This is a genomic window from uncultured Brevundimonas sp. (assembly GCF_947305955.1).
Taxonomy (GTDB): domain Bacteria; phylum Pseudomonadota; class Alphaproteobacteria; order Caulobacterales; family Caulobacteraceae; genus Brevundimonas.
The window spans coordinates 1-10768 of the sequence record NZ_CAMZFB010000069.1 but is presented as its reverse complement, the minus strand read 5'-3'; the positions used below and the strand labels follow the sequence as shown (position 1 = coordinate 10768).

Genomic DNA, 10768 nt, shown 5'->3' with positions numbered 1-10768 from the left:
CGTCAGGTTTTCAACCTGAAAAGAGGGGTTCGATTCCCCTAGGGACTGCCACGCGATTGTTTGCCTCACGATGGCAAACGGGCTAAAAATTGAGCACTGCTTCTCGCGACGCGGTCCCTTCGTCTATCGGTTAGGACGTCAGGTTTTCAACCTGAAAAGAGGGGTTCGATTCCCCTAGGGACTGCCACGCGGGCTTCTGACTTCCCAATCTCCCTACATCGATAACTGTTTTCGCGCTCGGGTTGTCGTGCGCGTGTGGTTGTAATTTGGGCCAAAATGGGACCTCAAACTATCACCGATATAAAAAAGCCAATTTTTCACTCTGCGAGACAGTACATTTGTGTTACGTTTCGTTGTTCGTTCAATCGCAGCTTCTCGCGTAGATTGAATATCTTGTTCGCTTATTGGGTCTTCGGGGATGGAAGAAAACGATATTGTACGTGTCGAGGGGCACGTGAAATGGTTCGATCCGGGGAAAGGCTACGGCTTTATCGTACCAGACGTACCGGCAACAACTGACGGCAAGGACGTTCTTCTTCATGTCAGCAGCCTGCGCGATATCTCGCGCGAGGACGCTGAAGAGGGGGCTCGTATTGTCATCGACTGCGCGCGACGCGCAAAAGGTTGGCAGGTCGTTCGTATCGAGTCTCTGGAAGAGGCCGCGCCGGAATCGCGCGTGACGCGTCCGCTGATCCAGCGATCCAGCGCCAGCAGCACGCCGGCTGGTGAGATGGAACCGGCGGTTGTCAAATGGTTCAATCGAACCAAGGGCTACGGCTTTGTTGTCCGCAACAATGTCGAGGGCGACATCTTCGTTCACGTCGAAACCCTGCGCCGCAACGGTCTTGAGGACCTGCTGCCGGGCGACAACGTCGATGTGCGATTCGCCGAGGGGCCCAAGGGTTTGGTGGTGGCTGAAATCCGACCGGCGCAGTAAGCTGGAGCCTCGTTGTCAGAGGCAGTCCATGTCCATTACCCGCCGATTTATCGCCGCCACAGCGCTAACGCTGCTCATCACTGCCTGCGCCGGAGGGAAGCAGGCGGTTGATGAGCGCGGGCGGCCATTAGAACAACTCACACTCGTCACATCCTCGGGGGAGTATGAGTTTCTGGTCGAAATCGCTGACGACGATGCCTCGCGTGCACGCGGACTGATGTTCCGCCCGCCGCTGGCCGATGATCGCGGCATGTTGTTCCAATTCCCGGCAGCGCGTGAGCAAGAGTTCTGGATGCGGAACACGCCCAGTTCGCTCGATATCATCTATATCGCGCCGAATGGCCGCGTGGTCTCGATCGCCAAACACACTACGCCCTATTCAGAGACGCCGATCCCCTCCAACGGTGCAGCGAACGGTGTGCTGGAGATCAGAGCCGGTCGTTCAGACGAAATCGGGCTGAAGGCAGGCGATATCGTCAAACACAACTTCTTCAAACCGTAGAGTTTTTTCGGTTGCGACCGCGGGCCGCACATGGCATTAGAACCTTCTTCCGCGGTTCGGGGTATGGCGCAGTCTGGTAGCGCACCTGTTTTGGGAGCAGGGGGTCCAAGGTTCGAATCCTTGTGCCCCGACCACGGAAAAATCTCCCTACAATCTGCTTCTAGTTCCAGCCGCCGTTCAGGGCGTAGCTGAAGCCGATGGGCATGGCCTCGCGCACCTGCCCAAAGAAGGCCGCAAGTTCCCCCAGCGAGTTGCGTGGCACGAATATGATGTCCCCGCGACGAACACGCGGAGACTGTACGCCACCGGATTTCACATCGATCACATATCTGGACGGCATACCGTCCTGACCGCGACGGATCAGCACAGCCTGTCGCACACGACTGCCGACATTGGTGCCACCCGCCAGAAGCACGGCTTGATAGGCATTGATGGCTTCGGACGGTAGATCGAACGCGCCGGGGGTGCGGACATTACCATCAACCCAAATCTTCGCCGGAGCCGCCTTGCGCAGCGTGAGTTCGACAGCAGGCCGCGTCAGATAGGCGGCATAAGCAGCCGAAATAGCAGCCTCGCATTCCGGCAGCGATTTTTCGACGACCTGTAGGTGCCCAGCGAGCGGCAACGAAACGCGACCATCGGGACCAACAACAAGGGTGCGGTTCAGTTCGGTCGCCGAGGGCAGGGCCAGGTCGATCTCGTCACCGGGCATGAGCACATAGGGCGGCTCGGCATCGGTCCAACCGACCTGAGGGCCAAACTGGGTGGCGTCCGAATTATCCGACGTCGCGCAACCGGCAACGCCGAGCGCAGCCGCGCACAGCACCGTCCTTCGGCTGATCATGGCATCCCCCGATGCAAGAAATTTCTCTGATATCCATGATCGAAATTTATGGTTCACGTCTGATTAACAGCCTTGCGGCATGGATAGGATAACTGTTCAGCTGCGTCAGGCTTCGTGCATGTCGTCCATCACATCGGGATACAGTCGGCCCAGATATAGTCTGGTCGACATCATCGCTCTGGTCCTGCGCGAGCTGTGGCTGATGGTGGCTGTCTTCTTGATTATTGCCGTTCTGGGCACGGTGGCGGTGCTGAGCCTGAAGAAAACCTATTCGGCGGGCGCGACCCTGTTTGTCGGTGTCGGTCAGGAATACGTCTATCAGCCGCGTGTAGGGGCGACCGATGGTGGTTCGCCGCCCAATGCCTCGGAAGTGGCCCAATCCGAAGCCGCCATCCTAAACAGCCTCGAGGTCAAACAGCGCGTTGTGCGCGCCATGGGCGTCGAAACCTTCCAACCGACGCCTGCCAACACTATCGAACAGGCCAAGGCAGAGGCAGCGGCCATTCAGGCGATCGGCAATGCACTTCGGGTATCGGCCACGCCGGAAAGTCCGGTGATCGGACTGTCTTACAAGTCCAATGACCCAAGGCAGGCGGCCCAGATCCTCAATACCGTCATCGACCAATACCTGACCTATCGACGGGAGGTTTTCCGCGACCGCACGACGCCCGCCATCCGCAGTCAGAGGGCTGCGTTTGAGCAGGAACTGGAAGCAGCTGACCGTGCGTACGAAGATTTCCTGAAATCTAACGATATCGGTGACTTCGCCACGGCCAAGGCAGCCCTGTCGCAAAGCTATCAGGCCCTGTTCGCAGAACGCCTGAGTGTGCAGTCGCAGGTCAATCAGGCCCGCCAGCGCCACGCAACCCTGTCGGCCCAAATGGCAGGCGTTCCGGCGCAGGTCACCTTGCAACAGGACCTCAATGTCTCGGCTCAGGATCAGATCCTGCAGCTTCGCACCGAACGCGAACAACTGCTGTCGCGCTATCAGCCGGATGCCGCTCCTGTTCAGGAAATCGAGGCCCGCATTCGCCAGCTGCAAACCTATGTTCAGACGGGAACCGCCGTCGGACCCAAGGAAGTCCGCACCGGACCCAATCCGGTCTGGCTTCAGTTGGAAGGCGAGCGACTGGCCGCCGCTGCCGAGCGCGATGCTCTGGCCGCGCGTCTGGCCGTGATGGATCGTCAACTGGCCGAACTGACTGCGAAACAAGCCCGTCTGACGGACCTTGAGTCCCGTAATGCTACTCTGTCCGGCAATCGCGAGGTGCTGAGCCAGTCCATCCGCGAGTTCCAGATGCGCGAAACCCAAAGCCGCGCCGGCAGCGAATTGGTTTCAGCGGGCGCGGATAATGTGACCGTCATCGAACGCGCCCAGCCGCCCCTGAACGGTCGCAGTCCGAAGCTCCTCCTGTTAGCCGCAGTACTCGCCTTCGCCGGATTTACGGCTCTGTGCGCGGGGTTGCTGCGCGTTTTCACGCGGCGCAGCGTCCTGACCCGTTCGGCGGCGCAAAGAACCTTTGGGCTTCCAGTGCTGGCGGTAGCCCCCGCCAAAGCGTGACCGTGCTAAGCTTGCGGCCATTATCGGTGGCGCAGCGATTCGTATGGTCGATCTAACAGCAGAAATGGCGGGCTTGTGGACGGCACTGGGGGCCGGTCCGCAGCATAGAGGCCGACTGCTCATGTTCGTTGGGGCAGTGCGGGGCGAGGGTGTTTCCACTGTCAGCCGCGAGTTTGCCCGATTGGCCGCTGTGCGTGCCAGCAAGCCCGTTTGGCTGATCGATGCCGACTTCACCCGCCAAGACCAGCAGCACCATCTGGCCCAACACCCCGAACGTTTCGGTCGCGCTGGCACCCGCGTTACGGGTTCACCGGATGGATCCGCCTTCTATACGGTGCGACCGCCGTTAATGGGGGCGGATGGAGAGGCTGTGCGCCCTGCGAAACTGTTGACCGCAAAACCCTTCCTGGGTCGCAGGCTCTATTCGACCCGTCTGGAGCTGGAAGCCCTGGTCGCGGGGCAGTCGCCTGTCGTTGTGCCACAAGCCGACTATTGGATTGCCCTGTCACAACATGCGGACGTTGTGGTGGTGGATGTCCCGTCCGTCGACCGCGAAGATACCGCCCTTCGCCTCGCGCCGTTCATGGATGACATTGTGATGGTCATCGGCGAGAGCGCCAGCGTGACCGCGCCCAAGGCCGCCAAAGAGCAGCTTCAAGCCGCAGGCGGGCGTGTTTCCGGCATCGTCATCAACAAGGCCACCTATCGCGCCCCGCGTGCGCTGGAGAAGATGCTAGGCTGAGCCGTACAATTTGGGCTCGAAGGCTCGGAACCAGAGCAGTTTACCGGCACCTTCGGCGGCCCTGACGGCAAGGTTCGCACCTGTTGACGTCAAGGCCACACCGCATACCAAGGCTGCAAGACCATACAGGCTGAACTGGGCCAAGCCGACGGCCATCCAGCCGATAAGTTCGGGATAGGCTGATGCCGCCACTGCGGTCTGGCTCGGTCCTTGGCCACGTGCAAAGGCGCGGATCAGCAGATATTTCAGATTCGCCCGTTGGGGCGGTGCGTCTTCATAAACAATCGCTTGCGGGGCCCACGCGAAAACCCGCCCGTCGCGTTTCAGCTTAGCGAACAGGATATCGTCTTCGCCACCCGTATGATTGGCGGAAGGATCAAAAGCGTCTGGGGAAATGGTCGTCGTTTTGCGAAGCAGACTATTGCCGCAACCGTAGGGGATATCTGTGACGCAAGCCTCAGCGGGGCCGGATCGACTAAAGAAACGCTCGACCACGGGGCGTAAAGAAGGGGTGCATTGTGGCGCTGTCCCCAAAATCGCGCCGAACACCACATCGGCGTCGTATTCGCGCTGGACGCGGCAAAGCTCGGCCAGCCATTGGGGTTGGGCGCGCTCGTCATCGTCCAGGAATGCGATGAAAGACCCCGTCGCTCTGGCAACGCCTGCGTTGCGGGCATTGGAAACGCCGGGTTGCGGCGCGTGAACGTAATCCAACGGAAACGGCGCGGTGGCTGCAAGTGTTTGCGCGTTTTGGCGAGCGTCTGCATTCGGCGAGTTGTCGACCACAACGACCTGATGGATAGGCGTGTTATTATGGACTGCATGCAGCGACTGTACCGCTGCGGCCAATCCCCCATTGCGCCGCAGGGTAGGAATGATGACGCTGATGCTCATGAGCCCTGCATGGCCTCGGCATAGCGGGCGGCGCGGTAGAACCTGAGGCTCAACCCACGAAAAAATACCGGAACGGAGTCCCACATCGCCATCCGCTGGCTGAGCCGGATGACGAGAGGTGCTATCTTCATGCAATTGATGAGCTTGGCCACTTTAAATGACGGAAATTCTTCTACGACTTCAGGATGCGCAGCGCGAATTTGCTCAAAGTTCCGGGCAGATTGGTCGTATTTCCGCATCAAGGTCGGAACGTCATCCAATCCCATATGGGTCGCCGGTATGTCGACGTGACGGATCGTGTGCGCTTTTCCGAAACGGATGGCCCATTCGACATCCTCCCATCCCCAACCGCTGAAACGACCATCAAACGGGCAGGTGGCTAAATGCTCGCGGCGTATCAGAAGATTGGATGTGAAGACGTTCTTCAACGGATCGCGCGCTCGCGTTTTGGCATCTAGACAATCGGTGCGCAGTGCCATGGCGCGATGAACGGCAAAGCGGGGATCGGTGGGAGCTTGACTGACACTAAAGCCCCCAAAAGCCGCAGCCGGCCTTTCCTCCCTGGCGAAATACAGCCACTGGGACAGGAAATCGCGATTGTCGGGCAGCATATCGGCGTCGATAAAAAGGACGTACTCCCCACGCGCTCGATTGAGCAGGATGTTCCGGCCCGCTGCGCGCCCATTATTGGAGGCGGCCGTTATCAGGCAGATCGGCATGGCCGCACGCGCCACCAAGGCGGTGATGCGTCCTGTCAAAGCCGGATCGCCCGTCCCGTCGTCCAGCAGGATGACCTCAACCTCAGAACCCAGCCCCGTCGCTTCCTTGGCGAGGGCTTGCAACAGCGGCGTCGGATCATCGCTCAGGAAGGGGATGAGCACCGACAGTGCCGGTCGTGCATCTGGCCAATGCGCATTGTGAAATGCAGTCACGCGATAGCCCTTCGTCGGCGACGGATGATCATGACGGCTGAGCGCGCAAGATCGCGCGCGCCCGCCGCGTTCAGGGCTAGCGCCGCCGCGCCATAAACTGCGGCACCGACGACTGCATCCTGAGTAAGCTCCAACAGGCCGCCGATATCAGGCAGGGCCGATACAGCCAGCGCCATTACACCCGCGCAGCCGATGCACAGGGCAAAGTCCTTCATAGGGACAGGCATGGGGATGGCTTTGCGTCCGATGATGATTGAAGCCACCACTCCGCAGCCGTAGCCCAGAACCGACGCCATAGCCGCACCCACCACACCGTATCGGGGAATAAGCACGAAGTTCAGCCCGATATTGGCCGCCGCCGGAACGACCATGGTCCACAGCAACAGGCTGGTTCTCTTGGCCAGTATGAAGGCCTGATTGAAATAGTAATAGAGGAAGCCGGAGAGCAGGCCCGATATCGCAATCAGGGGCGTAACGGATGTGGCGGCTGAACGCATGTCCTGGCCGATGACAACCTCGGATAAAGGACGGGCCACAAGGGCAACGCCCACCGCCGCAGGAACGGTGATCAGAGCGAGCATTCTGGCCTGATCCTTGGCCGCGATCTGGAGAGCCGAACGGCCGCCCTTTTCAAGGGCCATGATCAAGGCGGGGCCTCCGGCCATGCCCAGCCAGATAAACAGAATATCAAGCGTCCGGTTCGCGATGCTGTAGGCGGCATGATAGGCCCCGACCGCCGCTTCATCCATCAACCAGCCCAGCATGACACGATCTGTTGCCGAAAGGATCAACGCCATGCCCAGAGACAGGGATATCGGGAAGCCATAGGCCAGATACTGCCTCAGCTTGTCTCGCGAAAAGCGTCCCTTGCCCAAGGCCTTCCATTCGGAGGGCAAGGAGAACGGTAGTGCCAGCAATGGCGTGAGCAACATGCCGATGATGATGGCAGACGCTCCCATGCCTGCCAGCGCCGCGGCGACCCCGAAGGCAAACACCCCGACGGTCGAATACATGTCCAGCAGCGATGCCTTGGCCACAGCGCCGCGAGCCCGCAAAGCGACCTTGACCATGTTCATCACGCAGCGGACCGGCACCCCGATCAGCGCAAGGCCAATGGTAACCTTCAACGTCGTACTGACCGGTAGGGCAATGCACGTCAGTATGGCCAGCGGTATGAACACTGCACCGCACACCAGTACCGATCTATAGAGGGTGGCATAGAGTGCCTCTCTCTCTTCGGTCGTGTGGGCGGCGGCCCAATAGCGCGCCATCGCCGCCTCGGCCCATGTGAAGAAGATGACGTGGGCGAGGCTAAAGACAGAAAAGGCGAGGGCGTACGCACCAAACTCGCTGGGCGACAGCAGGCGCGTAAAGACCAGTATGGTCAGCACGCCAATAATCGCGCTCAACAAATTGGCGGGCAGGTAGCCCATCAAACCTCGAATAAACATCAGCGCTGCGCCAACCGGTCGCCGAGCAGGACGGGGATGGTCCGTGCCATGATCCAGAGATCGAACCAGAAACTTTGCCTCTCGATATAGTCGATATCCAGTTGGATGCGGCGGCGAACGTCGGCTGCTGTATGCAGCGGCCCGCGCGATCCGTTGATCGCCGCCCAACCTGTCATGCCCGGTTTGATACGGTGACGATGCGCATATTCCGCGACGATATCGGACGATCGCATCTGTCCCGTCTGCATCTGGATCGCGTGGGGGCGGGGACCGACCAAGCTCATATTGCCGATTACGACATTGATCAGCTGGGGCAGCTCATCGAGGCTGGTGGAGCGCAGAAAACGGCCGAGGCGGGTGACCCTGTCATCATCGGCCACGACCTGGCGTACACCGCCTGCATCCTGTTGGTGATGATACATGGTCCGGAATTTCCAGACCGTAATGGTCTCATTGTTGAAGCCGTGACGCTTCTGGCGGAACAGGGCAGGGCCAGGGCTTTCCAAGCGCACCAATGCACCGATCACGAACAGGAAGGGCATCAGCGCCACCAATGCCAACGTCCCCAAAATCAGGTCCTGTAGTCGCTTATAAAACGCGCGCCGGTCATCACTGACCGGACGGTCCAACAGCGCGACAGGCATATAGGCCAGTTTATCAAGCGCCTGATCGATCTCCCGCGCATCGGGCGCTGCACTTTGAAGGATAATGGCGACCTTGTTTGGCAGGATGCTGAGGCGGTTTTCCATCTCGCGAACGCGCTTACCCGCATCCGGCGGGACCGTTAGGGCGATACAGTCCAGATAGGGCGTCAGGCGGTGTTCCCGCAGGTCCTCGACCCTGCCCAGTACCGGCACGCCGCAGATCGACGCCGGTGCACGCGTCCGGCGGTCTTCAAAAATGCCAATGATGTTGACTGTGCGCCGACGGATCGCCTCGACAATCAGGCTTTCGGCGGCGGACGTAGCCCCGACCAGCACCACATTGGGAACGAGGGCTCCGTTCGTGCGCCCTCTGGCAACGGCAAGCGCCCAGATCAGATGAAGCGCGCCCAGACCGGTAACGGTCAAACCAGCCCATTGAATATAGGACATGACGCCGGATCCATCGGTGATGGCGGCAGTGCCCAGTCCGATCAACAAGCCCAATCCCGCGACCAGAGAGACCGTAAGAGCGTGGAACAAAGGACGGCGCGGTGACGAGAAACTGTATCTGTCCGATCCTAGTACGAACCACAGGGCGAACAGGCTGCCGATAACATAGGGCGCGGCATGTCCAAGCCGGAGCTCTGACCAGCTGGTCACGGGATCGGGGTGGCACATCCACGCCAAAGCGCCGATGGCCGTCAACGCGACATCGATCCCGCGATAATAGAATACCCGCAGGCGGACAGCATGGCGGCGGCGCGTACTCAGCCAGACATCGGGACGGAAAGGCCCACGCGGCGTGCGTGCGCCATCGGTCAGTGCATCGACCGATTCGTATGGCTCGTTTTTCCGACGGCGAGTCGGGCCCCGCGCGCCCACTTCAGCCGATAAAATGCTGTCCATATCCACCCCAACCAGCGGGCAGCCCCGCTTGGATCACGGTGAAATCTGACTTATCGGCCTATACGGGGGGTTAACATGCAAGAAAACGCGAAAACCCCGTTGCATACCCGACAGTTACGGGCTATCCACGCCGCCTGCCGGAGACGTGGCCGAGTGGCTGAAGGCAACGGTTTGCTAAATCGTCGTACCCTGTAAGGGGTACCGAGGGTTCGAATCCCTCCGTCTCCGCCAGTCCCTTCTGTGGACTGGCTTTCCCGCAAAATCAGGGGCTTATCGCAAGTGGGTGTTACATCTGGAGCAGATGAAACCCAAATGCTGACCTACCTAACTAAGCGCGGGTCCACTTATTATTTTCGGCGTGTCGTGCCGCACGATCTTAGAGAGCGTGTGGGCAAGTCTGAGTTCACGTTCTCGCTCAAAACCAAAGACAAGGCTGAGGCGAAAAGGCGTTGCCTAGAGGCTGCGCAGCAAGTTCAGGCTGCGATTGATGAGGCTTCCGAAGCTAATCCGTTAGAGCCAGTAAGCACGACAACCTTGGCGGCCAAGCCAATGAGCCGTGCTGTTACCAAGGCGCTTGCGTATCGAGCAGTTCAAAATAGACGCCGTGCAGCCTTTCAAGCGGGTAGTCTCGCTGAAGAGGATGAGCACTGGCGCAATCAGATTGATATCTACCGTGCTGCAATGCGCGGCGAACTCGATTTGGGTATGACACTCGATAAACTCGAGGGTTCGATTGCTGGCGTTGAGGCTGCGCTATCTGGCGCGGACGATGACGCTCTGCTTGCGCGGGCGGATCAGTATTTGGCTGAGAGGGCCAAGCCCCCTGAACCTATGGGGCAAATGCTGGATGACATTCTTCCAATCTGGGCGCTAGACCGCAATCCGACGCCCAAGACGCAGCAGATGTTTAAGGCGACCTGTGTTGCATTCGAGGAGGTCGCAGGCCGAAAAACTGTAGGCGCTTATGCCCCTGCAGATATACGTGCCTATGTCACCAAGCTTCGCGAGAAAGGGAGGTCGGCCGCGACGATTGAAAGTCGCCTCAATCACTTGCGAGCATTATTTAGGCAAGGCATCGGCCAAGGCTGGATAACGACAGACCCGACCGCCAGCATCAAGCCGCCCACTAAAGGGGATGCCAAGCAGGTTAGACGGCCGTTCACGGTTGATGAACTCGCTGCGATCTTTTCATCGCCTGTTTTCAAAGACAGTCAACGTCCCAAAGGTGGAGGCGGAGAGGCTGCGTTCTGGCTTCCGCTATTGGCTTTGTGGACGGGTGCAAGGCTCAATGAGATTGGTCATGACGTGACCCCCGTTTCTCATCCAGCCATAACGAGAGTCCGAGGTTGATTTGA

Annotated in this window: 10 protein-coding genes and 3 tRNA genes; 8 read left to right on the top strand and 5 right to left on the bottom strand. The window is 59.4% G+C overall.

Going from position 1 to position 10768, the window contains the following annotated elements; all coding sequences use genetic code 11:
- The first annotated feature begins 112 nt into the window (after positions 1-112).
- The 4 genes from Q0Y42_RS13385 to Q0Y42_RS13370 all read left to right on the top strand — a co-directional run bounded on the left by Q0Y42_RS13385 (position 113) and on the right by Q0Y42_RS13370 (position 1573).
- Positions 113-187, top strand: a tRNA-Glu gene (locus Q0Y42_RS13385).
- 231 nt (positions 188-418) lie between these two features.
- On the top strand, positions 419-937 hold the full coding sequence (locus Q0Y42_RS13380; protein WP_297804695.1) for a cold-shock protein: 519 nt from the start codon (positions 419-421) through the stop codon (positions 935-937).
- Between the two features lie 28 nt (positions 938-965).
- A complete protein-coding gene (locus Q0Y42_RS13375) occupies positions 966-1439 on the top strand; it encodes a DUF192 domain-containing protein (RefSeq protein WP_297804692.1) in 474 nt (157 codons plus the stop codon).
- Between the two features lie 57 nt (positions 1440-1496).
- Positions 1497-1573, top strand: a tRNA-Pro gene (locus tag Q0Y42_RS13370).
- Positions 1574-1599: 26 nt separating this feature from the next.
- Here Q0Y42_RS13370 and Q0Y42_RS13365 read toward each other — a convergent pair.
- Entirely contained in the window at positions 1600-2283 is a 684-nt protein-coding gene (locus Q0Y42_RS13365) for a polysaccharide biosynthesis/export family protein (RefSeq protein WP_297804690.1), read from the bottom strand.
- A 118-nt stretch (positions 2284-2401) separates the two neighbouring features.
- Between Q0Y42_RS13365 and Q0Y42_RS13360 the strand changes: the two genes are divergently transcribed.
- Together Q0Y42_RS13360 and Q0Y42_RS13355 are read left to right on the top strand one after the other, a co-directional pair.
- Positions 2402-3844: a chain-length determining protein gene (locus Q0Y42_RS13360; protein ID WP_297804687.1), complete on the top strand. Its 1443-nt coding sequence runs from the start codon at positions 2402-2404 to the stop codon at positions 3842-3844.
- A gap of 43 nt (positions 3845-3887) precedes the next feature.
- Positions 3888-4586 (top strand): hfsB, encoded by a 699-nt coding sequence (locus tag Q0Y42_RS13355; protein WP_297804684.1) that lies wholly within the window; start codon positions 3888-3890, stop codon positions 4584-4586.
- Here the strand turns inward: Q0Y42_RS13355 and Q0Y42_RS13350 are convergent.
- From Q0Y42_RS13350 to Q0Y42_RS13335, 4 genes are read right to left on the bottom strand one after another with little or no spacing between them, the layout of a single operon-like run.
- Entirely contained in the window at positions 4578-5480 is a 903-nt protein-coding gene (locus tag Q0Y42_RS13350) for a glycosyltransferase family 2 protein (protein ID WP_297804682.1), read from the bottom strand. The two genes, Q0Y42_RS13355 and Q0Y42_RS13350, sit on opposite strands and share 9 nt — an antisense overlap.
- Positions 5477-6412 (bottom strand): glycosyltransferase, encoded by a 936-nt coding sequence (locus Q0Y42_RS13345; protein ID WP_297804679.1) that lies wholly within the window; start codon positions 6410-6412, stop codon positions 5477-5479. The genes Q0Y42_RS13350 and Q0Y42_RS13345 overlap by 4 nt, the downstream gene beginning before the upstream one ends.
- The gene (locus tag Q0Y42_RS13340) at positions 6409-7845 is read right to left on the bottom strand and encodes an oligosaccharide flippase family protein (RefSeq protein ID WP_297804676.1); all 1437 of its coding nucleotides are present in this window, start codon (positions 7843-7845) and stop codon (positions 6409-6411) included. Before Q0Y42_RS13340 ends, Q0Y42_RS13345 begins: the two co-directional genes overlap by 4 nt.
- A 17-nt stretch (positions 7846-7862) precedes the next feature.
- On the bottom strand, positions 7863-9413 hold the full coding sequence (locus Q0Y42_RS13335) for an exopolysaccharide biosynthesis polyprenyl glycosylphosphotransferase (protein WP_297804673.1): 1551 nt from the start codon (positions 9411-9413) through the stop codon (positions 7863-7865).
- Positions 9414-9552: 139 nt separating this feature from the next.
- Here Q0Y42_RS13335 and Q0Y42_RS13330 point away from each other — a divergent pair.
- Positions 9553-9644, top strand: a tRNA-Ser gene (locus Q0Y42_RS13330).
- A gap of 81 nt (positions 9645-9725) precedes the next feature.
- The gene (locus Q0Y42_RS13325; RefSeq protein WP_297804670.1) at positions 9726-10763 is read left to right on the top strand and encodes a DUF6538 domain-containing protein; all 1038 of its coding nucleotides are present in this window, start codon (positions 9726-9728) and stop codon (positions 10761-10763) included.
- The last annotated feature ends 5 nt before the right edge of the window (positions 10764-10768 follow it).

Excerpts from the sequence above, each read along its gene's own strand:
- Q0Y42_RS13380 (WP_297804695.1), top strand. The coding sequence starts at position 419 with ATGGAAGAAAACGATATTGTACGTGTCGAGGGGCACGTGAAATGGTTC.
- Q0Y42_RS13375 (WP_297804692.1), top strand. The coding sequence starts at position 966 with ATGTCCATTACCCGCCGATTTATCGCCGCCACAGCGCTAACGCTGCTC.
- Q0Y42_RS13365 (WP_297804690.1), bottom strand. The coding sequence starts at position 2,283 with ATGATCAGCCGAAGGACGGTGCTGTGCGCGGCTGCGCTCGGCGTTGCC.
- Q0Y42_RS13360 (WP_297804687.1), top strand. The coding sequence starts at position 2,402 with ATGTCGTCCATCACATCGGGATACAGTCGGCCCAGATATAGTCTGGTC.
- Q0Y42_RS13355 (WP_297804684.1), top strand. The coding sequence starts at position 3,888 with ATGGTCGATCTAACAGCAGAAATGGCGGGCTTGTGGACGGCACTGGGG.
- Q0Y42_RS13350 (WP_297804682.1), bottom strand. The coding sequence starts at position 5,480 with ATGAGCATCAGCGTCATCATTCCTACCCTGCGGCGCAATGGGGGATTG.
- Q0Y42_RS13340 (WP_297804676.1), bottom strand. The coding sequence starts at position 7,845 with ATGGGCTACCTGCCCGCCAATTTGTTGAGCGCGATTATTGGCGTGCTG.
- Q0Y42_RS13335 (WP_297804673.1), bottom strand. The coding sequence starts at position 9,413 with ATGGACAGCATTTTATCGGCTGAAGTGGGCGCGCGGGGCCCGACTCGC.
- Q0Y42_RS13325 (WP_297804670.1), top strand. The coding sequence starts at position 9,726 with ATGCTGACCTACCTAACTAAGCGCGGGTCCACTTATTATTTTCGGCGT.